A 25,648-nucleotide genomic window follows, 5' to 3' on the forward strand; every position below is an offset into this window, starting at 1 on the left:
GATCCACCTGCCCGGCATCTATGTGCACCGCCTGATCCAAGGGCAGCACGAAAAGCGGATCGAACAGCGCACCGTGCGGTCGCGCGCGGCCTGATCCCCGCATGGCGCGGTCGCCCTATTCCGGCTTGCCCCAACGCGCCTTTTGGCGTGGCGGGGTGGCGGGGGTGGGGCCTTTCGATCTGCCCGATCTTTACCGCCCGCGCTTTGCGCTGACGCCCGAAACCCGTGTGTTTACCGCCGGATCATGCTTTGCCCAGCATGTGGGCGCCGCGATGAAGCGTGCGGGGCTACATGTCATCGACACCGAACCCGCGCTGCGCGGCATGCCGCCCGAAACCGCCAAGCGCTTTGGCTATGGCACCTATGCCGCGCGCTTCGGCAATATCTACACGGTGCGCCAGTTCCGGCAGTTGCTCGAAGAGATGTTGGGCCTGTTTGTTCCCGCACTGCCCATCTGGGAAAGGGACGGCCGCTTTTGGGACGCGCTGCGCCCCGGGGTCGAGTCCGAGGGGCTGGCCAGCCCCGAACACGTCACCGAAATGCGCGCCCACCACTTGGGCGCGCTGGCAAAAGCCGTGGCCGAGACCGATGTGATCGTCTTCACGCTTGGCCTGACCGAAGCATGGGAGCATCGTGCAAGCGGCACGGTCTATCCTACGGCACCAGGTACCATCGCGGGTGAGTATGACCCCGACATCTTCGCCTTCCGCAATCATGGCGTGGCCGAGATCCTCGAGGATTTCACCGCCATCGAAGAGATGCTGGCCGAGATCAATCCCGATCTGAAATGGCTTTTGACAGTCTCGCCCGTGCCGCTGGCCGCCACCGCGACCGAAGATCATGTGCTGAGCGCCACGGCGCGGTCCAAGGCGGTGCTGCGGGTGGTCTGCGACATGCTGCGCGATAGCTCGGAGCGGATCGACTATTTCCCCTCTTATGAGCTGGTCATGTCGCCCGCCCATCCCACAGGTGCCTTCGCACCCGATCTGCGCAGCGTGCGCCCGGAGGTGGTCGAGGGGATCATGGCGCTGTTTCTGGCCGCCCACGGGCTTGCCGCCACTGCGCCGACACACGAGGCGGCCGAAGATGAGGCGATCTGCGAAGACGTGCTGTTGGACGCCTTTCGCCCATGACGCGCCGCATCGCCATCGTCGGCACCTCCAACATCGGGGCGTTGAAATACGCCGCCCCCGCCATTGCCAACGAATTCCCGGATCTGGCGCTGACGTTCTGGGGCCTTCCTGGGGGCAAGTTCAGCGATTGCGCGGTGGACGCGGCGGGCATCTTGCGGCCCGCACCGGACGACCGCGAGGCGATCAAGCTGGCCCGGCGCATCAACGGGGCGGAGGGGATCGACCTGTCGGTTGTCGATGCCACTTTGGTGATTGCGGACACCATGGGCTTGCCGCAGATCCTGTTTGTCGCGGGTCATTACGATGTGGTCGCTTGGGCGGCCCGCCATGATCGCCCGCTTTTGTCCGAGGCTGCATTCCACGCCGCCTTGGCCGAAACGGTCACCGCCGCCGCCACAGATATCGCGCGACGCTTTGCCGGGGCGTCGCCCCTCTACCTCGCCCGTGCGCCCTACCCCACCACGGTCGTCACCCGGCGCGGGCCCTTGCGGCTTGAACCCTTCGCCTCGATCGCCACCCACCCCGAAGCCGTGCGAATCGAGCGGCTCTATACCGTAGCGCTGTCGCGGGCGCTTTCGGCGCATGCGGTCACCTTGGTCGCGCAACCGTCCGATACGATTGCCGCGCCCTTTCTGACCCGCCCGGAATTTGGACAGGCTGCAGGTGATTTTCGCGCCGCAGATCGGGTTCTCGATGATCATCGGCACATGAATGCTGCGTTTGGCGCTTCGCTTTTCCGCGCCTTTGCGCTAGCCCTTGGCCCGACCACGGTCGGGGCCGACCCCAGACCACCGATAGAGGAGTGAGACCGATGTGGGACCGCAACCAGATGGCCGCGCGCGCCGCAAAGGAACTGCGCGACGGGATGTATGTGAACCTTGGCATCGGTATTCCGACGCTGGTGTCGAACTACATCCCCGAAGGCATCACCGTGACGCTGCAATCGGAAAACGGCATGCTCGGCATGGGCCCTTTCCCCTTCGAGGGTGAGGAAGACGCCGACCTGATCAACGCAGGTAAACAAACCATCACCGAATTGCCCCACACCGCCTATTTCGACAGCGCGACCAGCTTTGGCATGATCCGGGGCGGCAAGATCGCCATGGCGATCCTCGGCGCGATGGAAGTGTCGGAAACCGGCGATCTGGCCAACTGGATGATCCCCGGCAAGCTGGTCAAGGGCATGGGCGGCGCGATGGATCTGGTGGCCGGTGTGGGCCGCGTGGTCGTCGTGATGGATCACGCCAACAAGCATGGCGAGAGCAAGGTACTGAAATCCTGCACCCTGCCGCTGACGGGCACGGGCGTGGTCGATCTGATCATCACCAATATGGGTGTTCTGGAGGTGGTTCCGGGCGGCCTCAAAATCCTCGAACTGGCCGATGGCGTGAGCGAGGCCGAATTGCGGGCAGCCACCGATGCGACGCTTGTCTGATCCTGTGTCCGGGCAAGCCGCATCCGCGCCGGGGCGCACACCCCAAGGCACGCTGACCCTTCAGACCGTGCCGATGCCCGCCGATACCAATTCAGGCGGCGATGTTTTTGGTGGCTGGGTCGTCAGCCAGATGGACATCGCCGCAGGCACCACCGCGATGGACCGCGCGCAGGGGCGCTGCGCAACCGTCGCGATCGAGGCGCTCAGGTTTCACGCCCCTGTCCTCGTCGGTGATCTCTTTTCCGTCTATTCCCAGATCACCCGCACCGGGCGCACCTCGATCACCATGCATATCGAAGCTTGGGTCCGCCGCCAGCGCACCGGCGAGCGGATGCTGGTGACGGAGGGCGATTTCACCTTCGTCGCCATCTCGGCCTCGGGCGTGACCCGCGCGCTGCCGCCAGACGCCTAGTTGATCGCAATCGGGGTGAAGACGCAGCCATCCGAAATCAGATCGGGCGGCGTGCGGCACAGGCCGCGCGCCATCATCCACGCGGCCAAGACCTTGGGCACATAATCGCGCGTCTCGCTGAAATTCGGCACCCCACCGGCGGTGCGCACAGCCCCCTCGCCCGCATTGTATCCGGCCAAAGCCAAGAGCGGATCGCCGTCAAACTCCTTGAGCAGCCAGTTCAGATAGGCAGCCCCGCCCGCGATATTCTGGGCCGGATCGAAGGGGTCCGCCACGCCGAAACGTTCGGCCGTGGCCGGGATCAGCTGCATCAAGCCTTGCGCACCGGCATGGCTTTGCGCATCGGCACGGCCCGCGGATTCGACCGCCATCACCGCAAGGATCAACGCGGGTGAGACCTCGGTCGCGATACTGGCGCCCAATATTTCGGTGCCGTGTTCAGCCACGATCTGCTGCAAGGTATTCAGCCGTGGCACCGAGATGTCAGCCGCCGCGCTTGCCGAAGACAACAGGTCTTGCGCGGCCCAAAAGCGTCCGGGATCGGGCGGAAAACTGGGTGAGATCGCATCCCAAAACCAAGCGGTGCCGCCAGTATCACGACGTTCCGCACCGATATCCGGCGTTGGCGTCACCCGTGTGGCGATGGGGTCGAGAGCGGGTGGGCTGCTGTTGCGCAGATGCTCCTCGGGGGTGATCTGGATCGTGATCCGCGGCCCGGCATGACCCGCCGCCGGGGGCGCCATGAACCTGACACCGGGGTTCAGGGGGCCCAACGGTGTATCTTGCGCCCAAAGTGGCGCGCACATGCCCAAACACAGATAAACCGCGCAGCCGCGGGCAAACCATCTACCACTCATGTCACTGCCTGCTCGTTACGATACGCGGGGCGATTGTTTTTACAGAAAAACCTTCTTCTTGCGGCGCAATGTAGCACGAAAATCAATCATGATCTGCCCCCAAACTTCCCCACACAATTCGAGAAAATTTCTCGGTTGGGTCCAATTCCGGCCATGTTCAGCGGTCAAAAACGCTGCATCCGAGCCGGACAACCCCGGCGAGGCAAACGCAGAAAGCAAACCTGGAGAGCTGAACCATGACCGCACTGATCAAGAATTTCGCCAAGTCCGAATCCGGCGCCGTGACCGTTGACTGGGTCGTTCTGACCGCAGCACTGGTGGGCCTCGGCCTCGCCGTGATGGCCGTTGTGTCCTCGGGCGTCGAGAACCTCGGCACCGATATCCGCAACTCGCTGGCCAACACCAACCCCTCGACCAACCCCTTCGGCACCAACGACGACGTGACGGCCTCGAACGACATCGCGCTGCAGTAACCCGCGCAAACGCCCCTTCCCCGGGCCGACAAAGGGCCGCATCCCAAACAGGATGCGGCCCTTTCGCTTTGACGGCCGGTGAAAACAGGCCGATCCGGCAAGTGATTTCCCCTATTGCACCATCATGCCGCCGCAATTGCCCGCCATTGCAGGAAACAATGATGTGTCCGACCCGACGAGCAGTTCTGAAAAGGGCGGACCCCAAGAGAAAGGAAAAGACCGATGAGACTGGTTTTCGGCCTCGTTCTGTTTCTGGGCATCGGCCTTGCGGGCTTTGCCGTCAAAGTGGCGATGGATCGCTTCACCCAATACCAGGTCGCGCTGGAACAACAGCGCGCGGCCATCGTGCCGACGACCGAGGTTTACGTCGCCGCCCGCCAGCTGCGCTATGGTGAGCGGCTGTCGCCCGAAGATGTGCAAGCGATCCGCTGGCCCGCCGATTTCGTGCCATTCGGCGCCTTCACCCGGATGGAGGATCTGTTCCCCGCCGATCAAGAGGGGTTGCGCACCGTGTTGCGCGTGATCGAACAGCATGAACCGCTTCTGTCGACCAAGGTCACAGGCCCCGGCGATGACGCCGGCGTCGCCTCGCGGCTTCAGGATGGCACCCGCGCCTTCACACTGCAGATCGACGTCGTGGCGGGTGTGTCTGGTTTCTTGCGCCCCGGTGACCGTGTCGATGTCTATTGGACCGGCACTGGGCGTAATGGCGACGGCTTGACGCGTCTGATCCGCTCGGGTCTGCAGATCATGGCGCTTGACCAGACCGCCGATAGCGACCGCAGCAACCCCATCATCGCCCGTACCATCACCTTTGCCGCCCTGCCGCAGGATATCGCGGCGCTGACACAGGCACAGGCATCGGGCCGTTTGACGCTGGCGCTTGTCGGGATCGACGACCACACCGAGATCGAAACCGTCGAAGTCTCGCGCGACTCGCTTCTGGGTGTGCGCGAAGAGGTTGCCGAAGCCCCTGAAGCGCCCCGTGTTTGCACCGTGCGCCAACGTAATGCCGGCCAATTGGTCGTGGTTCCGGTGCCTTGCACGAACTGAACGACCCCCGCACATCGCACGGCCCAGTAGCTTTCGCGCCGCTGGGCCGTTGTGCATTATCAAGCCCTGCGTTGTCGAAATAGCACATGAAGCACGCGCAGCATGCTTCTGATTCTTGCGGTGAATTCTTTTTTCGTTCATATTGCTCGAAAGATAAGCGCAAAAAGACGCTAGAGAGCAGTGATCAGAGAGGCAGGATCGCGATGAACATGCTGGGTTTCCTGCGCGCAGGCCTTGTCGGCTGCGCCCTTGCGGCAATGCCCGCAACGCTAGCATTTGCACAAAATGCACAGCTTCGCGTTGTCGAGGGCCAGACATCGGCCACCCTCTCCGTGCCGATGAACCGCGCTGTCGTGGTCGAAAGCGATCTGCTTTTCGCCGAGATCAGCGTGGCCAACCCGGCGATCGCCGATATCGCCACCCTCTCTGAACGCAGCATCTATATCCTGGGCCGCGCACCAGGCCGCACGACGATGACGCTTTTGGGCCCTGATGGCGCATTGATCGCCAATGTCGAGGTGCAGGTCATCCCCGATGTGGCCGAGTTGCGCGAACGCCTGCGCGAGATCTTGCGCGGCGAGCATATCGAGGTGCGCCCCGCCAATGACGGGATCGTCTTGTCGGGCACGGTCAGCTCTGGCCGGGCCGTCGACCGCGCCATGGAATTGGCCGAGCGCTACGCGCCGGGCCGGGTGTCGAACCTGATGCTTGTCGGCGGCAGCCAACAGGTGATGCTGCAAGTGCGCTTTGCCGAGATGAACCGCACCGTCCGCCAAGAGCTGGGCATCAGCATGACCGGCGCCAATATCAGCGCTGGCGGCGACATCACGGGTGTGAATTCGGGCAATTTCGTCGACTTCCCGGTGCAGGCGAACCCGCCGGGCGGGTTGTTGGCGCTTGGCCTGAACGGCACGAATTTCGAATTCAACATCTTGCTCGAAGCGCTCGAGACCGAGGGTCTGGTGCGCACCTTGGCCGAGCCGAACCTGTCCGCGCTTTCGGGTCAGACCGCCTCGTTCTTGGCGGGTGGCGAATTCCCGGTGCCCAGCCGCAATGACGAGGGCCAAGTGACGGTGATCTTCCAACCCTTCGGGATCGAACTGGAATTCACTCCCACCGTTGTCGATGGCGATGTCATCAACCTGCAGCTGTCGGCCACGGTCAGCGCCATCGACGCCGCGATCGAAGGCAACAATACCGGCATTCCCGGCCTGCGCACGCGCGAGGCGGCGACCACGGTCGAGATGCGCGACGGCGAAAGCTTCGCCATCGCGGGGCTTTTGCAAGATGATTTCCGCGACTCGATCGGGCAGGTGCCATGGCTGGGCGATATCCCGGTTTTGGGCGCGCTCTTCCGCTCGACCAGCTATCAGCGCGAACAATCCGAGCTTGTGATCATCGTGACCTCGCATCTGGTACAACCCGTGCGTGGCGAGGCGCTTGCCCTGCCGACAGACCGCGTCACCATTCCCACCGATCGCGAGTTGTTCTTGCAAGGCCGGTTGACGGGCGCACCCCGCGCAGGCACCGCCGCCGCCGATGTCGCCCGGCAGGATTTTTCCGGCTCCTACGGTTATGTGATGGATTGAGGCAATGATGATGCTGACACGCTCTTTTGTCCCGACCCAATCACACCGCATCCGTTGGGTGATGCTTGCGTTCATCACCGTTGCGGTGGCCGGCTGCGACGATGCCGAACTGGGCACGCAGATCGACGAAGGCGGCTTCGGCAACCCGACGATGAACAATATCCTCTATCACACCGGCGAACGCGACTATGTCACCGTCTTGGCGGACCGCTTCGCAGCCGAGGTTCCCACCACCATCACCTTTGCCTTCAACTCGGCCACGCTGGAACCCGAGGCGCGGGCGATTCTGCGCCAACAAGCTGATTTTATCAGGAATTTCCCCGAAGCGCGTTTCTCGGTTTATGGCCACACCGATCTGGTCGGATCGCAAAGCTACAACCAACAGCTAGGCTTGCGCCGCGCGCGCGCCGTGGTGGATTTCCTTGTGTCGCAAGGGGTGCATCGTAGCCGCCTCGAGGCGCTTGTCTCGCTGGGTGAAACGCAGCCGCTGTTCGCGACGCAAGCCGAAGAGCGCCGCAATCGCCGCACCGTGACCGAGGTGTCAGGTTTCGTACGCTCCAGCCCGCTCGTCACCGATGGCCGCTACGCCCAGATTGTCTATCGCGGCTATGCCGCGGGCGCAGGTGGCAGCGGCGGCGAGGGCGAAGGATCGGCGGGCGGTGAGTGATCGCCTGCCTGCGGGCGTTCAATACATCCGCAGGACCTCTATGTTCGAGAATTGCAAACGAAATCCCCTGTTTTCGTCGTATTGTTGCCCCTTTTGCCAAGCACCTTCCTTGCATGAGGCTGTGATCCGCCCGCATCGCCGCGCGGATCTCGACCAGAACGGCGGTTGTTGCGCCGGAGCAAGATGATGATCCGGGAAACCCGGGCAGTGAAGGACTTGAGGAATGAGTAGCGGACTTGCATTGCGAGCTGACCCGGCGCCGATTTTGGCCTGTACGGTGTCGCGAAATGTTCATCACTTCGATCTGCTGATCGAAGATATGGAAACCGAACTCGGCGAGGCATGGGGGGATCTGAGCTTTGCCGAAGCGCGCAGCTTCATCGATCAACCCGAGGCCGACAATCTCGAATTCCTCGCCCTCGCGCTGACGCCCGAGGATGAGACCGACATCGGAATGCTGGGCGAATTGATCCAGGCCGCCAAGACGCGCGATGTGCGTTGCATTCTTGTGGCCCATGAACTCAAGCCCGCCAGCCTGCATGAGCTGTTGCGGCTCGGGGCCGAGGATTTCGTGCCCTACCCGCTGGGTGAAGGGGCCTTGCATGACGCCATCATGCGTCTGCGTAACGATCAACCGGCCCCACCAGCACCGAGCATCGCACCCTCCATCGCCGAAGAACCTGCCAAAAACACTGATGCACCCGCCACGATCGCGCCGCGCCTTGACGGCAAAGCCGCTGTTTTCGCGGTCCAGGGGCTTGCGGGCGGCACCGGGGCCTCGACACTGGCGGTCAATCTGGCTTGGGAATTGGCCACGATCGACAAGCAGAAATCGAAACCCCCGTCGGTCTGCCTGATCGATTTCGACCTGCAGGCAAGCACGATCTCGGCCTATCTCGACCTGCCGCGCCGCGACATGGTGGTCGAGCTGTTGCAAGACGCCCGCAGCATGGATGTGGATGCCTTCAAACAGGCGCTTTTGGGCTATGAGGGCAAGCTGTCGGTCTTTCCCGCCCCGCCCGAGGTCTTGCCGCTCGACCTGATCGGCCCCGAAGAGGTGGAGGCGTTGTTGAACCTCGCCACACAATGTTTCGACGTTGTGATCGTGGATATGCCGCACACGCTGGTGATGTGGACCGAAACGGTCCTGAACCGCGCGGATGTGTTTTTCACCACAATGGAACTCGACATGCGCTCGGCGCAGAACGCGATGCGCTTTCTCAAGGCGCTGCGCGCCGAAAGCCTGCCGGTCGAAAAGCTGAATTTCGTGCTGAACCGCGCACCGGGCTTGACCGATCTGAACGGCAAGGGCCGCGTCAAGAAACTTGGCGAAAGTCTTGGCGTCAAGATCGCCACGCTACTGCCCGATGGTGGCAAGCAGGTGATGCAGGCCGGTGATCATGGCCAGCCGCTTTCGGAAGTCGCCCGCAAGAACGCGCTGCGCAAAGAGATCGCGAAGCTCGCCGATGGGCTGCACAAGGCGATGCTGGGCGACGCGAAGGCCGCGAAATGAACCTGGGGGTGAGAGATGTTCGGTAAGTACAAGAAACCCGGCACCGCCGAGGTGATGCCACAAATGCGCGACGCCGCCAGCGATGCGGCCACCCCCGCGAATGCCGGGGCCGTTACAAGCTTGCGCAAGCCGCAGATCGTCGTGGAAGCGCCGCGCCCAGCGGCACAAGCCGGCGATGAGGAAAAAGACGTCAAACGCCGCCAGCGCCTTGATGAAATCAAGACCGAGATGCATTCGCGGCTTCTCGACAACCTCAACCTCGCCGCGCTGGAATCCGCCAAAGAGGCCGATCTGCGCGCTGAGATTACCTCGATCGTCTCCGAACAGCTGGCCGAATTGGGCGTGGTCCTCAATCGCGAAGACCGCCAAACGCTCAACATCGAGCTATTCGACGAGGTCACGGGCCTCGGCCCGCTCGAGCCACTGCTCAAAGACCCCGATGTCAACGATATCTTGGTCAACGGGCCAAACCGGGTTTTCGTCGAACGCGCGGGCAAGCTCAGCCTGACCGAAGTGCGCTTCAAAGACGAACGCCACCTTTTGCGCATCATCGACAAGATCGTGTCGGCCGTGGGTCGGCGCGTTGACGAATCGAACCCCTATGTCGACGCCCGTCTGAAAGACGGCTCGCGCTTCAACGCGATGGTGCCGCCCGTGGCGGTCGATGGCTCGCTGGTGTCGATCCGTAAATTCAAGAAAGAAAAGCTCGGCATCGACGATCTGGTGCGTTTTGGTGCCTTTTCCGAGGAAATGGCCGCCTATCTGCAGGCCGCGGTCGCCACCCGCCTCAACGTGATCGTCTCGGGTGGTACCGGTTCGGGCAAAACCACCACGCTCAACGCGCTGTCGTCCTTCATCGACAACAAGGAACGCGTTCTGACCATCGAAGACACCGCCGAATTGCAGCTGCAACAGGTGCATGTGGGCCGGATGGAAAGCCGCCCCCCCAACGTCGAGGGCAAGGGTGCCGTGACCCAGCGCGACTGTCTGCGCAACGCACTCCGCATGCGGCCCGACCGCATCATCGTGGGCGAAACCCGCGGCGAGGAAGTGATCGACATGCTGCAGGCCATGAACACCGGCCATGACGGCTCGATGACCACGATCCACGCCAACAACGCCCGCGATGCGGTCTCGCGTCTGGAAAACATGGTGGCGATGGCGGGCATCGAGATGCCGCTGAAAGCCGTGCGCGCCCAGATTTCGAGCGCCGTGAACTTGATCGTACAGGCAAGCCGCCTTCAGGATGGTTCGCGCCGCATGGTCTCGATCACCGAAGTGACCGGCATGGAGGGCGAGGTCGTCTCGATGCAGGAGGTGTTCCGCTACCAGCGCACGGGCCTCAAGCCCGACGGCACGATCATCGGCCATTTCACCGCCTGCGGTGTGCGCTCGCATTATGCCGAACGCTTCCGCCAGTGGGGCTATGACCTGCCCGCATCCATCTATGAACCGATCGCGGCGGAGTAACACAGATGACGCTTTCCATCGAACCGCTGATTTATATCGGGATCTTCGTCGGCATCATCATGCTGGTCGAAGGCATCTATCTGGCGATCTTCGGCAAATCCATCAGCTTGAACGCGCGCGTCAATCGCCGCCTGACCATGCTGGAAAAAGGTACGAGCCGTGAAGATGTGCTGGCCAAGCTGCGCAAGGAGATGGACCAGCACAAGGGCGCCACAAGCCTGCCGCTCTATGCGATGATCGCCGACAAGGCGCAAAAGGCAAACATCGCCTTCACCCCACCCCAGCTGATCCTCGTGATGGTGGCGCTGGGTGTGGCCGCGTTCATGGCGCTGACGATCCTGACCGCCACATCCTTGCCGATCCGCTTATTGGTCAGCGTGGCCATGGGCGCGGGCGGAGTGTTTTACTGGGTGAACTCCAAGGCCAAAAAACGCCTTGCGATGATCGACGAACAACTGCCCGACGCGGTCGAGTTGATGGTGCGCTCGCTGCGCGTGGGCCATCCCTTCGTCTCGGCGATCAATACTGTCGCCAAAGAAATCCAAGATCCGCTCGCCTCGGAACTCGGCGTTATCGCCGATGAGGCCGCCTATGGGCGCGATATCTCTGACTCGATCCGTGCGATGGCCGAACGGCTCGACAGCCAGGATTTGCGCTTCCTGGCCGTTGCCGTGGGCATCCAGCAGAAATCGGGTGGCAATCTGGCCGAGATCCTTGCCGGGCTCGCCCTTGTGATCCGCGCCCGCTTCAAGCTGTTTCGCAAGGTCAAGGCGATCACCGGCGAGGCGAAATGGTCAGGCACCTTCTTGTCGGTCTTTCCGCTGCTGGCGCTGGTCGGGATCAACGTGATGCAGCCCGATTACTACAGCGAAGTGATGAATACGCCGATCTTCATCCCGGCCTGCGCCGTGGTGGGTGTGATGCTCCTCATGAACATGGTGTTCATGAAGATGCTCGTGAACATCAAAGTCTGAGGGTTCCGCGATGAAGTTCTTTTCCAATCTCTTCACCGAGGCCAATTCCCTGATCGTCGAGTATCTGGGCGATCTTGGCCCCTTGATCGTTGCAGGCGGCCTTGGTCTTTTGCTGATCCTCGTGGCGCTCCCGTCGATCTTGTTCAAGAAAAAAGACCCGCTCGACCGCATCCGCGAGATGCATATCAACCATGAGCAAAGCGAAACGCCCCGCAGCCTGCGGCGCGGCGGCAAGGACGAGCGCCTCAACCGTTTTGCGCAATATCTCGAACCACAAGATCAAGCCCAGTTCAGCGCCGCGCAACTACAACTGGTGCGCGCGGGCTACCGCTCCAAGGGTGCGGTGCAAATGTTCCATTTCGCACAATTCGCCCTTGGGATCGGCGGTCTGGTGCTGGGCACCATCTATGTCATGGTGTCGGGCGGCGGATCGGCGCAAAGCTCGATCCTATCGGTCCTGATTCCGGGCGCGGTGGGCTATTACGCGCCCAAATACTGGGTGCAGCGCCGCGTACAGGGTCGGGAGTCCGAAATCACATCGGGCTTTCCCGATGCCTTGGACCTGATGCTGGTCTGCGTCGAAGCGGGCCAATCGCTCGACCAATCCATCATCCGCGTCGCCAAGGAAATCCGCTCGGGCTATCCGGCACTTTCCGAAGAATTCGAGATCGTCGCCTTCGAGATGAAAGCCGGCAAGGACAAGGCCCGCGTTCTGCGCGATCTGTCCGAACGCGTGGGTATTCAAGACGTCAGCAGCTTCGTGACCACGCTGATCCAATCGGCGACTTTCGGCACCTCGATCGCCGAGGCGCTGCGCGTCTATGCCGACGAGATGCGCGACAAGCGTGTGATGCGTGCCGAAGAAAAGGCCAACAAACTTCCGACCAAGCTGACACTTGGCACGATGATGTTCTGTCTACCGCCGCTTCTGATCATTCTGATCGGACCGTCGATCTATGGTATCGCAATGGATTTGCAGTCGCGCTGACCTGCGTCGCTGCGATCCGAAATCTGGGAGGGCGTGATGAGGGGGCTCATCATCCTGATGACACTGACCGGGCTGAGCGCCTGTGTGAACACGACCGACGAACGGCGTCTTGATCCGATTGCGCAAGAACTGGAAGTCGCGGCACCCTTGGGCACCGTCGTACTGCAAGACGAGGTGAACCAAATGCTGGTTGGCGACAGGCTGTTGGATGCCGGCCAGCCAGAACTTGCGCTGCGCGCTTACTACCGCGCGGCGGGCGAACAAGGCTTGACGCCCGAGACCCTGACCGCGATCGGCGCGGCCAATCTAAGACTGGGGCGCATGGGTCAGGCCGAAAACCAATTCCGCCAAGCCCTCGACAGCGACGCGGCATATGTGCCGGCGCTGAACAATCTCGGCGTCGCCTTGATGGAGCGCGAGGCTTTTGGAGAGGCACGGCGCGTTTTCGAATTGGCCTTCGCCCATGATAGTGGCCAATCGGACGCGATCCGCGAGAACCTGCGACTGGCTATCGCAAGAATGGAAAATATCATCTATAGTGATGAGAATAATCAAAAGGGCCCCGGACTGATCCGGCGCGGCGGAGGCGTGTATGTGCTTCTCGCCGAACCATGACCGGGATCGGGGCACAGAGTATGAGCAGTAAGAGGTCGCCATGACACTCCGCCTCCGGACTTTTCCGGTGGTCGCGATCGCGATGATCGGCTTGGCCGCATGCGATACGACCGGGACCCCCGATGTGAATCGGGCGCTTGATCCGATCAACGTGATCGATGAATCCAACCTCAGCGATATCATGTTGACCGCCGCGGCACCCAATGAAGCGGTCGCCTATTTCCAACGCGCCGTGCGTGAGCAACCCGACCGCATCGATTTTCGCCGGGGCTTGGCTTCCAGCCTCGTGCGCGCCGGGCGCGCTGATGAGGCGGTGCCCTTGTGGCGTGAGATCGTGAACGGCAATGAAACAGTCGAACAAGACCGCATCGATTTCGCGGGCGCGCTGATCCGTGCGGGCGATTGGGAAGAGGCCGAGCGCCAACTCGATCTTGTGCCCCCGACCCTCGAAACCTACGAACGCTACCGCCTTGAGGCCATGGTCGCCGACAGCAATCAGGAATGGGACCGGGCCGATCATTTCTACGAGATCGCCGTAGGTCTGACCACGCGCCCGGCAAATGTGCTGAACAATTGGGGCTTCTCGCGCCTTTCGCGGGGTGATTTCGACGGCGCGGAAGAGCTATTCTTGGAGTCGATCCGCTATGACCCCGCGCTGTTCACGGCCAAGAACAACCTTGTCATGGCGCGCGCCGCGCAAGGCAATTACCAGATGCCACTGGTCCGCATGAGCGAGATCGAACGTGCGCAACTGTTGCACACGGCTGGCCTTGCGGCGATCCGCCAAGGCCAGACCGATGTCGGGCGCGGATTGCTGGCCGAGGCGATCGAAACCCACCCCCAACATTTCGAAGCTGCCGTGCGCGCACTCGACACCCTTGATACGGAGGTTCGCCGCTGATGACGCTTGCCCTGACCCCCACCGAGGCGATGTGGTTCTTGCCCTTCGTGCTGCCGATCTGCGTCTGGGTCGCCCATAGCGACCTGCGCGCGATGCGTATTCCCAACATCGCGGTTCTGGCCTTGGTCGGTGTCTTTCTGTGCGTCGGCCTCATCGTCATGCCATTCGAGGCCTATCTTTGGCGGCTTGCGGCTTTGGGCATCGTGCTGGTCATCGGCTTTGTCATCACATCGCTGGGCATGGTGGGCGCGGGCGACGCGAAATTCGCAGCTGCAATGGCCCCCTTCGTGGTGCCGGGTGATGGCCTGTTTTTCCTGATGCTCTTCTCGATGGTACTGATCGGGTCATGGGTGACGCATCGTTTGGCGGGGCGTGTGCCCGTTTTGCGTCGCGCAACGGCGGATTGGGCTTCGTGGGATCAAAACAAGCTGTTCCCGATGGGCGTGGCCCTTGCGGGCGCGCTGGCGATCTATCTGATCATGGGTGCGGCGGCAGGGCTTTAGCCCCATCGCCATCCCAGCTTCGCCCATAAAGCGCCGCAATCCCAAGCTATTGGATGCGACAGCAAAATGCGTGGGGTTACGCCATGAATATCCAAGTCTCGCAAACCGATACATTGGCGCCGCCGCCGTTGCGGCAATTGTCTGATACCGGCCTAACGCCGGTGATGATGCGCGATATTCTTCTCAAGACGGTGTTCCGCAAGAATGTGGAAAAAGCCTCGGAAATCGCGCGGGCCATCGCGCTGCCCATTCCCTTGGCGCAGGCCTTGATCGACAATCTGCGCGATCTGGGGCTGATGCAGGCCACCGGCACGCTGCACGCCACCTCAAGCTCGGAGATGGGCTTTCAACTCACCGATGGCGGCAAGGCGCGCGCGCTCGATGCGCTGTCGCAATCCGAATATTACGGGCCGATGCCCGTACCGCTCGAAGACTACAAGGCACAGGTCAAGCGCCAGTCGATCCGCGACATCAAGCTGACGCGTGCCATGCTCGAGGCCTCGATGGGCCATCTGATCTTGCCGCACGGCCTGTTGGATCAGCTTGGCCCGGCGGTCGGCTCGGGCCGCTCGGTCTTGATGTATGGCCCGCCCGGCAACGGCAAATCCTCGATCGCCGAAGGCATCCGCAAGGCGATGGGAGACAACATCTATATCCCGCACGCGCTGTCTTATGCGGGACAGGTGATCACCATGTTCGACCCGATCGTGCATACGCCGGTCATCGCCTCACCCGACAGCCCCGACAACAGCCCGTTGCGCAAGAACGCAGCCCGCCACGATACGCGCTACCTGCTGTGCACGCGTCCCACGGTGATGACGGGGGGCGAATTGACGCTTGCGATGTTGGACCTGAACTATAACGCGGTCAGCCGCACCTATCAGGCGAGCCTTCAGTTGAAATCCACGGGCGGGGTTTTCATCGTCGACGACCTTGGCCGCCAAGAGGAACCGCCGCAGGCGCTGATCAACCGTTGGATCGTTCCGATGGAAAACGCCTATGACATCCTCGCGCTCCAATCGGGCGAGAAGTTCGAGGTGCCCTTCGACACGCTGGTCGTGTTCTCGACCAATTTCCACCCCAACGAGATCTTCGACCAAGCAGCCCTTCGCCGGATCTTCTTCAAGGTGAAGATCGACGGGCCGAACCAAGAGCAGTTCCTCAAGATCTTCGCGCTGGTCGCCAAGAAAAAGGGCATACCGCTCGATCAGGCCTCGCTCGTACATCTGCTCAAGACCAAATATCCCACCATCGGGCATAACTACGCCAATTATCACCCGGTCTTCTTGTGCGACCAGATCAAGGCGATCTGCGATTTCGAGGGTATCCCCTACCAGATGCGGCCCGAATTCATCGACCGCGCGTGGGAGAACCTCTTCGTCAAGGACGAGAAGATCGTTCACTAAGGCCGAAAAACAGCAGTTCTCCCGAAGGTTTCGCTGCAGGGAAACACGCCCCGTGGCCAAGCGCGCACAAACCGTTATCTAAGGGGCATGACGCGCGCCCTTCCCCCCCAGATCACCGGCTGGTTTTCCGCTCGCGGCTGGTCGATCCACCCGCACCAGCAGGCGATGCTGGACCGCGCCGATGGCCCCTGCCAATTGCTCATCGCGCCCACGGGCGGCGGCAAGACGATGGCGGGCTTCTTGCCGACACTGGCCGAACTGGCCGACGGGGCGCATCAAGGCCTGCACACACTTTATGTCTCGCCGCTCAAGGCGCTGGCCGCCGATATCAAGCGCAACCTGACCGGCCCGATCACCGAGATGGGCCTGCCCGTCAGGGTCGAGGATCGCACCGGCGACACCTCCTCCCACACCAAGCGCAGGCAGCGCGCCGATCCGCCCCATATCCTGCTGACCACGCCCGAATCCCTTGCGCTGCTGGTGTCCTACGAGGATGCGCAGCGCACATTCGCGGGACTGCAGCGCATCATCGTCGATGAGGTTCACGCGCTCGCCGAAAGCAAACGCGGCGATCAGCTGATGCTGGCGCTGTCGCGGCTGTCCACACTGGCCCCCGGCCTGCGCCGTGTGGGCCTATCGGCCACCGTCGAGGACCCCGCCGCCATCGCCCGCATCCTCGCCCGCCACCCCGACCCTTGCGACATCTTGCAGGCCGATCCCGGCCCCGACCCCGATATCGCCATGCTCACGACCGAGGCCCCCCCGCCATGGTCGGGCGGCGGCGGCAGATACGCGATTCCAGCGGTGCTGGAGCAGGTCAAGCGCCACCGCACCACGCTGATCTTTCACAACACCCGCGCGCAGGCGGAGTTGTTCTTTCACCATCTGTGGCTGGCCAATGAGGACCAATTGCCCATCGGCATCCATCACGGCGCGCTGGCACGCGAGCAGCGCGAAAAGGTAGAGCAAGCGATGGTCGAGGGGCGGCTTCGCGCCATTGTCTGTACTGGCTCGCTCGATCTCGGGATCGATTGGGGCGATGTGGATCTGGTGATCCAGATCGGTGCGCCCAAGAACGTCAAGCGGCTGGTGCAGCGGATCGGGCGCGCCAATCATCGCTACAACGCCCCCTCCAAGGCGCTGATCGTGCCGGCCAATCGCTTCGAGGTGATCGAATGCACCGCAGCACTCGACGCTGTGCGCGCCCATGCGCTGGACGGCGACACCGACCATGACGGGCCGCTTGATGTCTTGTGCCAACACATCCTGATCCGCGCCTGCGCCGGGCCGTTTCAAGCCGATGACCTCTACCAAGAGATCCGCAGCGCGGGCGCCTATGCGGAGCTACCGCGCGACACCTTCGATCGCTGCCTCGATTTCGCGGCGACAGGGGGCTATGCGCTGCGCGCCTATGACCAGTGGCAACGCCTGATCCAGCGCCAAGATGGCGAGTGGCAGTTGCGCGATCCCCGCCGGGCCGCGCGCATCCGCATGAACATCGGCACCATCGTGGATGCCGACAAGATGCAGGTCCGCTATCAGAAAACCCGCGGCGGCGCGCCCCTGGGCGAGGTGGAGGAATATTTCGCCGCCAGCTTGCGCAAGGGCGACACCTTCCTGATCGGCGGGCAGATCGTGCGTTTTGAAGGGATGCGCGAGATGGTGGTCGAGGTCAGCCGCACGCCGACACAAAAGCCCAAGATCGCCACCTTCATGGGCACGAAATTCGCCACCTCCACCCAGCTTTCCGACCGCATTCTGGCGATGTTCCGCCAAGACGATTGGCCCGATCTGCCCGGCCACACCCGCGATTGGCTGGTGCTGCAAGCCCGCCTCAGCCGCCTGCCCGAACGGGACCGGCTTTTGGTAGAAACCTTCCCCCATGACGGCCGCGAACATGTGGTGGCTTACGGCTTTGCGGGCCGCAACGCGCAGCAGACGCTCGGCCTTTTGATCACTCAGCGGATGGAAGAGATGGGACTGAACCCGATGGGGTTCGTGGCCACGGATTACGCAACGCTGATCTGGGGGCTGGAGGCCACGACCGATCCAAAGCCGCTCTTCGCGCGCAAAAATCTGGTCGAGACCATGGCGGCATGGCTGGCCGATAACGCGGTGATGAAACGCACCTTCAAGGCCAGCGCACTCATCGCGGGGCTGATCGAGCGCAACCAACCCGGCGGCATGCGCAAATCCGGGCGGCAGGCGACGTTTTCGACCGATATCCTTTACGACACGCTTCGCAAATACGACCCCGATCACATCATGCTGGCGATCACCCGGGCCGAGGCGATGCGCGGCCTGGTCGATTTCGGCCGGATCGAGGGCATGCTCGACCGTATCGGTGACCGGATCGATCATCTGCGCCTGTCCCGCGTCAGTCCGCTGGCCGCACCCCTTTTTCTTGAGCCCGGCCGTGTGCCGATTGCGGGCATGGCCGATCAGCGCCTGCTCGAGGCCGAGGCCGCGCGCCTGATGGCGGCGGCCGGTCTGGACAGCGTCCCAAGCTGACGCCCCCTTGCCGAACCCGACCCCGCCCGCCTATGAGCAGGCGATGACCAGCCTGCCCTTTCCTTTTCGCGGCGAAACACTGCACGCCCTGCCGACGGGTGCGCTTTATTGGCCCACGCGCGAGGTCTTGTGTGTCTCGGACCTGCACTTGGGTAAATCGGACCGCATGGCGCGGCGGGGCGGTGCGCTTTTGCCGCCCTATGAAACCATCGAAACGCTTGATCGGCTGGCCGAAGATATCGCTGCGATGCGCCCTGCCAAGGTGATCTGTCTTGGCGACAGCTTCGATGATCTGATCGCCGCCAAAGACATGGCCGATCCGCTCAAGGGCCGCTTGGTCAGTCTGATGGCAGGGCGGCGATGGATCTGGATCTCGGGCAATCACGACCCCGGCCCGGTTGATCTGGGCGGGAGCCATCTGGCGGAACACACCGACGGACCACTGATCTTTCGCCATATCGCCGAAGCGCACGCGACCGGCGAGATCTCGGGCCATTACCACCCCAAGGCGCGCATCACCCTGCGCGGGCGGACAATCAGCCGCCGCTGCATGCTGCGCGATAAGAACAGGCTGATCCTGCCCGCCTATGGGGCCTATACCGGCGGGTTGTTCTGCGACCGGCCCGAGCTATCGGGCTTGATGGCCAGCGACGCCGAGGCGATCTTGCTTGGCCCCTCGCCCATCCGTTTGCCCATGCCCCGGTGATCCAGCAAGCCCACAGCGCGCAATGGTTCAAGATAGGCTTGGCTGACCGGCAAGACGGTCCCATCGATCAAATCCATCACATGGCGCCGCCCCTCGGCCCTGACGCGCAAAACGGCCTCTGCCGCCACCCAATGGGAACGATGGATACGAAACCCCGCCAATTCCTCCAAATCCGGCATCGCATCGCGGAACCGCATGATCATGCGCCCGGTACTTTGCGTGGTCTGGATCTCCAGATAATGATCAGCGGCCGAGACCCGCATCACCGCGCCGGGCAGATCGAGGTCACTGCGCGCCAAGAAAGCGGGCCGGGTGATATTCGGCACTGTCTCAATGTCTGTGCGCGCCACTTGGCGATCACGGGCGACCAAGGCCGCAGGGGGTGGCGGCGCGCGGCGCGGCAGGCCGCGCAACAGCAGCACGCACAGCCAGACGGCAAAAACCGCCAGCATGATCTTGCCCGGTGGTGGCACAAGCGCCGGGTCGGCATGGGGCAAGACACAACACAAGGACCAGATCATCGGCCCAAGGATCAGGGCGGTCAATCCACCCTCCAGCCAAAGCCCAAGGAACGGGCGCCGTGGCAAAACCAACCTTGAAAGGAAAGCCGCGCCCCCGGCCACCGTCACCGCTGCGATCAAGATCGCAGCCCAGAACGACAGCCGCCACACCAAGGGCAAGAGCACCCATGTGCCGTAGGGGCCCAAAAGGCCAAGGGCGACACTGCCCAAGAGCCACAACAGCGCCAATGACCAAAATGTCGTCTGTCTCGGACCGGCCGGATCGTTACGCGCAAACACCATGAAAAACGACTTTTGAGAGCGAAAACTTTCCCGCGCACCCTAACCAAGATGCCCCGTGGCGCAAGTCATTCCGGCACGGACATTGGAAATGCTCAGGCGGTCAGGCCCTGAGGCTCGGCCACGCCATGCGCCCGGCAGCACGCCGTCAGCGTATTGGCCAAAAGGCACGCGATCGTCATTGGCCCCACGCCACCGGGCACGGGCGTGATCGCGCCCGCCACTGCCGCGCAGCTCTCATAATGGCAATCGCCCACCAGCCGCGTCTTGGCCGGATCACCTGGGTGGGGCACCCGGTTGATGCCGACATCGATCACCGTCGCGCCGGGCTTGACCCAATCGCCGCGGATCATCTCGGGCCGCCCCACGGCCGCCACAAGGATATCGGCACGCCGACATACCGCAGCCAGATCGGCGGTGCGCGAATGCGCGATGGTGACCGTGCAGCTATCACCCAGCAAAAGCTGCGCCATCGGCTTGCCCACGATATTCGAGCGGCCAACCACCACCGCCTCCAGCCCCGCAAGGCTGCCGTGATGATCGCGCAGCATCATTAGGCTGCCCAAGGGGGTGCAGGGCACCAGCGCCTTCTGCCCTGTCCCCAGCAGGCCCACATTGGAGATATGGAACCCGTCGACATCCTTGGCCGGATCGATGGTGTTGATCACCTTGGCCGCATCGACATGGGCGGGCAGCGGCAATTGCACCAAGATGCCATGCACGGCAGGGTCGGCATTCAGCTTTGCCACCAGCGCCAAGATGTCGGCCTCGGGCGTGCCGGCATCGAGCTTGTGCTCGAAACTCGCCATCCCGGCCTCGACGGTCTGAAGCCCCTTGTTCCTGACATAGACCTGGCTTGCCGGATCTTCGCCCACCAGCACCACGGCCAAACCCGGCACGATCCCATGCCCGGATTTCAACGCCGCGACATGGTCCGCCACCTGCCCGCGCACCTTGGCTGCAAAGGCCTTTCCGTCGATGATCTGTGCCGCCATGCCCTTGATCCTTCATCTTTCCCAAAATACGCAGCCGCAATCAGCCGACCCGCGCAGCGCTCTGATCGGAGCGCCCGGGTCGTCCAAGGCGGCGCGCGCGGCGGCGGGGGTTCGACGCCCCCGCCGCCGCGCGCCTTCGCTTAGAACAGGCCTTCGATCAGACCCGCCTCGTTCAGCCGGATGGTTTCCGAAGCCGGAACCTTGGGCAGGCCGGGCATGGTCATGATCTCACCGCAGATCGCGACGACAAAGCCTGCCCCGGCCGACAACCGCACCTCGCGCACAGGGATCGTATGCCCCTCGGGCGCGCCGCGCAGATTGGGGTCGGTCGAGAAGGAATACTGCGTCTTGGCCATACAGACCGGCAGGTTGCCATAGCCCGCATCTTCCCACGCCTTGAGTTGCGCACGCACGCCGGCATCGGCGGTCACGCTGCCTGCACGGTAGATGCGCTTGGCGATGGTCTCGATCTTGTCCATCAGCCCCATCTCGTCGGGGTAGAGCGTGTGGAAATCGGCGCTGCCGCCTTCGGCGAGTTCCGCCACGCGGCGTGCCAGATCCTCGATCCCCGCGCTGCCATGCGCCCAATGCTTGCACAAGATCGCCTCGGAGCCTTGGGCCGCGACATAGGCTTTGACGGCCTCGACCTCGGCCTCGGTATCGCCCGCGAAATGGTTGATGCCCACGACGACCGGCACGCCGAAACCTTTGACGTTCTCGATATGGCGACCCAGATTGGCGCAGCCCGCCTTGACGGCATCGACATTCTCGGCCCCCAGATCGGCCTTGGCCACGCCACCATTCATCTTCATCGCGCGCACCGTCGCCACGATCACCACCGCGTCAGGCGCAAGCCCCGCCTTGCGGCATTTGATGTTCATGAATTTCTCGGCCCCCAGATCGGCACCGAAACCGGCCTCGGTCACGACGAAATCGGCCAGCTTCAGCGCGGTCTTGGTGGCGATGACGCTGTTGCAGCCATGCGCGATATTGGCGAAAGGGCCGCCATGCACGAAGGCCGGGTTGTTTTCGAGCGTCTGCACCAGATTGGGCTGCATCGCATCCTTGAGCAGCACGGTCATCGCCCCGTCAGCCTTGATATCGCGGCAGTAGACCGGGGATTTGTCGCGGCGATAGGCCACGATCATATCGCCCAAGCGACGTTCCAGATCGGCCAGATCGCTGGCAAGGCACAAGATCGCCATCACCTCGGAGGCAACCGTGATGTCAAACCCCGTCTGGCGCGGGAAACCGTTCGATACGCCACCCAGCGACACCACGATATCGCGCAGCGCGCGGTCGTTCATGTCCATCACGCGGCGCCAGACGACGCGGCGCTCGTCGATGCCCAGCGTATTGCCCCAGTAGATGTGGTTATCGATCATCGCCGACAGCAGGTTATGCGCGCTCGTGATCGCGTGGAAATCGCCGGTGAAATGCAGGTTCATCTCTTCCATCGGCACGACTTGCGCATAGCCGCCGCCAGCGGCCCCCCCCTTCATCCCGAAATTCGGGCCAAGGCTTGCCTCGCGGATACAGATCGCGGCCTTTTTGCCGATGCGGTTCAGACCGTCGCCCAAGCCCACCGTGGTCGTCGTCTTGCCCTCACCCGCAGGCGTGGGGTTGATCGCGGTCACCAAGATCAGCTTGCCATTGGGCCGGTCGGCCAGCGAGGTGATGAAATCCTGTCCGATCTTTGCCTTGTCATGCCCATAGGGCAAAAGCGCCTCGGTCGGAATGCCGAGCTTGTCACCGATCTGTTGGATCGGCTTTTTCTTCGCCTCGCGGGCGATTTCGATATCTGTCTTGAAGGCCATGTCAGGCGGGCTCCCTTCCCACATGCGGGCGTGTGTGCTCACCCTTGGCTATAGCGGGTGACGCTGCTTGCGTAAGGATCGTTTCCGACACATTGCCTTGCTCATTCGTCACGCGGCGTTTCCCATGGGAAACCCATGTGCTCAAGCGTGACCACCGCGCGCCTGAGCGAGATGCGGCCAGACCGGCTGATCGGGGATATGCAGCCGCAAGGTCGCGCCCAAGGTGATCACACCTTCGCGCTCGACCCAAGCCGTGACACCGCGCCGGTTTTGCGCCGCGCGCTTGAACCGCGCGCCCATGCCGGGATAGCGCCCCTCGATCGGCTTGGCAGGAAGCGTGCAGGGGCGGTTTTCCATGTCGATGGTCAAGGTCGTCCCGCTTGCCTCGTCCTGCAGCCGTGCGGATGGCGGCACATGGCTGAAATCGGGAATGCCGCGGATCACCATCGAAGCCCCCACCAGCGTCGGGTCGAGCGCGTCAATCCCCATCTCGGCGGCGATGGCGTCAAGCTCCTCGGCCGACAGGATCGAGAGTTGGCGGGTATTCCTGATCGGCGTGCCGCGCTTGTATTGCGACAAGACACGGCTGTCGGAAGGGCGCACCAACCCCGCGCGGCTTTCCCCGGCATGGCCGGCGAAACTCAACGCCATTTCGCGCAAGGCTTGCGTTTCCAGCGCAGCGACGCGGTCGGGGTTCATGCCCAGCCATGTGACGGTCGCGGTATATTGCGTGGGGATCAGGGCAGGCATGGGGGCTTTCTCTCATTTGCGAGGTGATGTCACCCAAAGATGCGGCGTCGTGCAACCCGGAACCTGTGCGCAGCACAAAGAAAAGGCCCCCTGTCGGGGGCCTTTCGATATCGCCGTGTCGCGTGGTTCAGGCGCTGGGTTCCGGCTCCATGTCGCCGGCCGGCTTTGCCTTGGGCTTGAGCTTCGGGATCGCCGTAATCGATGGCGTGCCACCCGAGCGATCACTGGTGTCGCCGCTATCGTCGCCCTTGTTCAGCGGCTCGCCGTTGATGACCTTCTGGATCTCGATCCCGGTCAGGGTTTCGTATTCCAACAAGCCTTGTGCCAGCCGCTCCAGATCGTCGCGCTTTTCGGTCAGGATGCGCTTGGCGGTCTCGTAACCTTCGTCGATCAGCGCCTTGACCTTATCGTCGATGATCTTCTGGGTCGCGGCCGAATGGTTCGTGCCACCACCGTAAGAGCCGAGATAAGACTGCTGCTCATTGGCGTAGTCGACATAGCCAAGCTCTTCGGCATAGCCGAACTGGGTGACCATGGCGCGTGCGATGCGCGAAACCTGTTGGATATCGCTTGCCGCACCCGAAGTGACCATATCCTTGCCGAACACCAGTTCCTCGGCCACGCGCCCACCCATCGCCATGGCGATCTTCGAGGTGTATTTGCGGTAGCTGACCGAAAGTTGATCGCGTTCGGGCAGGGACAAGACCAGCCCCAACGCACGGCCACGCGGAATGATCGTGGCCTTGTGGATCGGGTCGTGATCGGGAACGTTCATGCCGACCACGGCATGGCCCGCCTCGTGATAAGCGGTCAGTTTCTTCTCATCCTCGGACATCACCATCGAGCGGCGCTCGGCGCCCATCATGACCTTGTCCTTGGCGTTTTCGAAATCTTCCATCGTCACGAAGCGCCGATTGACACGAGCGGCCATCAGCGCCGCCTCGTTCACGAGGTTGGCCAGATCGGCCCCCGAGAAACCGGGCGTGCCACGCGCGATGATGCGAAGATCGACATCGGGACCAAGCGGCACCTTGCGGGAATGCACGCTCAAGATACGCTCACGGCCCTTGATATCGGGGTTGGGCACCTGCACCTGACGGTCGAAACGACCGGGGCGCAGCAATGCGGGGTCAAGCACATCGGGGCGGTTGGTGGCCGCGATGATGATGATGCCCTCATTCGCCTCGAAGCCGTCCATCTCGACGAGCAACTGGTTCAGCGTCTGTTCACGTTCGTCATTGCCGCCGCCATAGCCCACGCCGCGCGACCGGCCAACGGCGTCGATCTCGTCGATGAAGACGATGCAAGGCGCGTTCTTTTTGGCCTGTTCAAACATGTCGCGCACGCGGCTGGCCCCCACGCCCACGAACATCTCGACGAAATCCGAGCCCGAGATAGTGAAAAACGGCACGCCCGCTTCGCCCGCGATAGCGCGTGCCAGCAGCGTCTTGCCGGTGCCGGGCGGGCCGACAAGCAGCGCGCCCTTGGGGATCTTGCCGCCAAGCCGGCTGAATTTCTGCGGATTGCGCAGAAATTCGACGATTTCCTCAAGCTCTTCTTTGGCCTCGTCGATGCCAGCGACATCGTCAAAGGTCACGCGGCCATGCTTTTCGGTCAGCAATTTCGCCTTGGATTTCCCAAAGCCCATCGCCCCACCTTTGCCGCCACCCTGCATCCGGTTCATGAAGAAAATCCAGATCCCGATCAGCACCAACACCGGCAGCCAGAGCGACAGCACACTGAGGAAGCCCGATTGTTCCTGTGGGCGCGCTTCGATGCGCACACCTTGATCGAGCAAGATCTGGGTGGTGTTCGCATCGCCCGGCGCAACGGTGCCGAAAGTCCCGCTCGCGGTCGTGAACTGCACATTCTCGCCATCAAGCGTGGCAGACAAAACCTGTCCACCCTCGACCTGGCCGATGAACTCGGAATAGGCCACGCCGCGCTGAGCCACCTGGTTCTGGCCGCCTGAAAACAGGTTGAACAATGCCAAAATCAGAAGAAACAGGATGACCCAGAATGCGATGTTTCTCGCGTTGCCCAAGGGAATATCTCCTTACATGCCAGACGGGACAACCGC

24 protein-coding genes and 1 pseudogene are annotated in these 25,648 nt (G+C 62.6%); 19 read left to right on the top strand and 6 right to left on the bottom strand.

Going from position 1 to position 25,648, the window contains the following annotated elements:
* From ACTG4J_RS01155 to ACTG4J_RS01175, 5 genes and pseudogenes are all read left to right on the top strand, one after another.
* Nucleotides 1-94, top strand: a pseudogene (locus tag ACTG4J_RS01155) (succinyl-CoA--3-ketoacid-CoA transferase); the annotation flags it as partial.
* A gap of 7 nt (nt 95-101) precedes the next feature.
* Entirely contained in the window at nt 102-1,133 is a 1,032-nt protein-coding gene (locus ACTG4J_RS01160) for a GSCFA domain-containing protein (protein WP_439136658.1), read from the top strand.
* Complete coding sequence (locus ACTG4J_RS01165) at nt 1,130-1,939, top strand: hypothetical protein (protein WP_439136659.1); 810 nt, start codon at nt 1,130-1,132, stop codon at nt 1,937-1,939. Before ACTG4J_RS01160 ends, ACTG4J_RS01165 begins: the two co-directional genes overlap by 4 nt.
* Nucleotides 1,940-1,944: 5 nt before the next feature.
* Nucleotides 1,945-2,568: a 3-oxoacid CoA-transferase subunit B gene (locus ACTG4J_RS01170; RefSeq protein ID WP_439136660.1), complete on the top strand. Its 624-nt coding sequence runs from the start codon at nt 1,945-1,947 to the stop codon at nt 2,566-2,568.
* Entirely contained in the window at nt 2,552-2,980 is a 429-nt protein-coding gene (locus tag ACTG4J_RS01175) for an acyl-CoA thioesterase (protein WP_439136661.1), read from the top strand. Before ACTG4J_RS01170 ends, ACTG4J_RS01175 begins: the two co-directional genes overlap by 17 nt.
* Here the strand turns inward: ACTG4J_RS01175 and ACTG4J_RS01180 are convergent.
* Nucleotides 2,977-3,786: a lytic transglycosylase domain-containing protein gene (locus ACTG4J_RS01180; protein ID WP_439136662.1), complete on the bottom strand. Its 810-nt coding sequence runs from the start codon at nt 3,784-3,786 to the stop codon at nt 2,977-2,979. The genes ACTG4J_RS01175 and ACTG4J_RS01180 overlap by 4 nt on opposite strands.
* Nucleotides 3,787-4,073: 287 nt before the next feature.
* On the opposite strand from ACTG4J_RS01180, the gene ACTG4J_RS01185 reads away from it, so the two are divergent.
* The 14 genes from ACTG4J_RS01185 (at nt 4,074) to pdeM (ending at nt 19,206) form a co-directional block, all read left to right on the top strand.
* Nucleotides 4,074-4,310, top strand: coding sequence for a hypothetical protein (locus ACTG4J_RS01185; RefSeq protein WP_439136663.1), 237 nt, complete (start codon nt 4,074-4,076; stop codon nt 4,308-4,310).
* A gap of 222 nt (nt 4,311-4,532) precedes the next feature.
* A complete protein-coding gene (gene cpaB / locus ACTG4J_RS01190; protein ID WP_439136664.1) occupies nt 4,533-5,363 on the top strand; it encodes a Flp pilus assembly protein CpaB in 831 nt (276 codons plus the stop codon).
* 203 nt (nt 5,364-5,566) lie between these two features.
* Nucleotides 5,567-6,952 carry a type II and III secretion system protein family protein gene (locus ACTG4J_RS01195; protein WP_439136665.1) on the top strand — a complete coding sequence of 462 codons (1,386 nt, stop codon included), beginning with the start codon at nt 5,567-5,569 and terminating at the stop codon, nt 6,950-6,952.
* 61 nt (nt 6,953-7,013) lie between these two features.
* Complete coding sequence (locus tag ACTG4J_RS01200) at nt 7,014-7,619, top strand: OmpA family protein (protein WP_439136666.1); 606 nt, start codon at nt 7,014-7,016, stop codon at nt 7,617-7,619.
* A 223-nt stretch (nt 7,620-7,842) separates the two neighbouring features.
* On the top strand, nt 7,843-9,132 hold the full coding sequence (locus tag ACTG4J_RS01205; RefSeq protein ID WP_439136667.1) for an AAA family ATPase: 1,290 nt from the start codon (nt 7,843-7,845) through the stop codon (nt 9,130-9,132).
* A 15-nt stretch (nt 9,133-9,147) separates the two neighbouring features.
* Nucleotides 9,148-10,602: a CpaF family protein gene (locus ACTG4J_RS01210; protein WP_439136668.1), complete on the top strand. Its 1,455-nt coding sequence runs from the start codon at nt 9,148-9,150 to the stop codon at nt 10,600-10,602.
* Nucleotides 10,603-10,607: 5 nt separating this feature from the next.
* Entirely contained in the window at nt 10,608-11,576 is a 969-nt protein-coding gene (locus tag ACTG4J_RS01215; RefSeq protein ID WP_439136669.1) for a type II secretion system F family protein, read from the top strand.
* Nucleotides 11,577-11,586: 10 nt separating this feature from the next.
* Nucleotides 11,587-12,564 (top strand): type II secretion system F family protein, encoded by a 978-nt coding sequence (locus ACTG4J_RS01220; RefSeq protein WP_439136670.1) that lies wholly within the window; start codon nt 11,587-11,589, stop codon nt 12,562-12,564.
* Between the two features lie 36 nt (nt 12,565-12,600).
* The gene (locus ACTG4J_RS01225) at nt 12,601-13,179 is read left to right on the top strand and encodes a tetratricopeptide repeat protein (RefSeq protein WP_439136671.1); all 579 of its coding nucleotides are present in this window, start codon (nt 12,601-12,603) and stop codon (nt 13,177-13,179) included.
* Nucleotides 13,180-13,219: 40 nt separating this feature from the next.
* Nucleotides 13,220-14,080 carry a tetratricopeptide repeat protein gene (locus ACTG4J_RS01230; RefSeq protein WP_439136672.1) on the top strand — a complete coding sequence of 287 codons (861 nt, stop codon included), beginning with the start codon at nt 13,220-13,222 and terminating at the stop codon, nt 14,078-14,080.
* The gene (locus ACTG4J_RS01235) at nt 14,080-14,583 is read left to right on the top strand and encodes a prepilin peptidase (RefSeq protein WP_439136673.1); all 504 of its coding nucleotides are present in this window, start codon (nt 14,080-14,082) and stop codon (nt 14,581-14,583) included. Before ACTG4J_RS01230 ends, ACTG4J_RS01235 begins: the two co-directional genes overlap by 1 nt.
* Before the next feature lie 83 nt (nt 14,584-14,666).
* On the top strand, nt 14,667-15,989 hold the full coding sequence (locus tag ACTG4J_RS01240) for an ATPase (protein WP_439136674.1): 1,323 nt from the start codon (nt 14,667-14,669) through the stop codon (nt 15,987-15,989).
* Between the two features lie 87 nt (nt 15,990-16,076).
* A complete protein-coding gene (locus tag ACTG4J_RS01245; protein WP_439136675.1) occupies nt 16,077-18,500 on the top strand; it encodes a ligase-associated DNA damage response DEXH box helicase in 2,424 nt (807 codons plus the stop codon).
* Nucleotides 18,501-18,543: 43 nt separating this feature from the next.
* Nucleotides 18,544-19,206: a ligase-associated DNA damage response endonuclease PdeM gene (pdeM, locus tag ACTG4J_RS01250; protein ID WP_439136676.1), complete on the top strand. Its 663-nt coding sequence runs from the start codon at nt 18,544-18,546 to the stop codon at nt 19,204-19,206.
* Here pdeM and ACTG4J_RS01255 read toward each other — a convergent pair.
* From ACTG4J_RS01255 to ftsH, 5 genes are all read right to left on the bottom strand, one after another.
* Nucleotides 19,095-20,009 carry a LytTR family DNA-binding domain-containing protein gene (locus tag ACTG4J_RS01255; RefSeq protein WP_439136677.1) on the bottom strand — a complete coding sequence of 305 codons (915 nt, stop codon included), beginning with the start codon at nt 20,007-20,009 and terminating at the stop codon, nt 19,095-19,097. The genes pdeM and ACTG4J_RS01255 overlap by 112 nt on opposite strands.
* A 92-nt stretch (nt 20,010-20,101) precedes the next feature.
* Entirely contained in the window at nt 20,102-21,001 is a 900-nt protein-coding gene (gene folD, locus ACTG4J_RS01260; protein WP_439136678.1) for a bifunctional methylenetetrahydrofolate dehydrogenase/methenyltetrahydrofolate cyclohydrolase FolD, read from the bottom strand.
* Nucleotides 21,002-21,141: 140 nt separating this feature from the next.
* Entirely contained in the window at nt 21,142-22,818 is a 1,677-nt protein-coding gene (locus ACTG4J_RS01265) for a formate--tetrahydrofolate ligase (RefSeq protein ID WP_439136679.1), read from the bottom strand.
* A 141-nt stretch (nt 22,819-22,959) separates the two neighbouring features.
* Nucleotides 22,960-23,568: an MOSC domain-containing protein gene (locus ACTG4J_RS01270; RefSeq protein WP_439136680.1), complete on the bottom strand. Its 609-nt coding sequence runs from the start codon at nt 23,566-23,568 to the stop codon at nt 22,960-22,962.
* A 127-nt stretch (nt 23,569-23,695) separates the two neighbouring features.
* The gene (gene ftsH / locus ACTG4J_RS01275; protein WP_439136681.1) at nt 23,696-25,612 is read right to left on the bottom strand and encodes an ATP-dependent zinc metalloprotease FtsH; all 1,917 of its coding nucleotides are present in this window, start codon (nt 25,610-25,612) and stop codon (nt 23,696-23,698) included.
* Nucleotides 25,613-25,648 lie beyond the last annotated feature (36 nt).

It is taken from the genome of Roseicyclus sp., from assembly GCF_965662675.1.
Taxonomy (GTDB): domain Bacteria; phylum Pseudomonadota; class Alphaproteobacteria; order Rhodobacterales; family Rhodobacteraceae; genus Roseicyclus.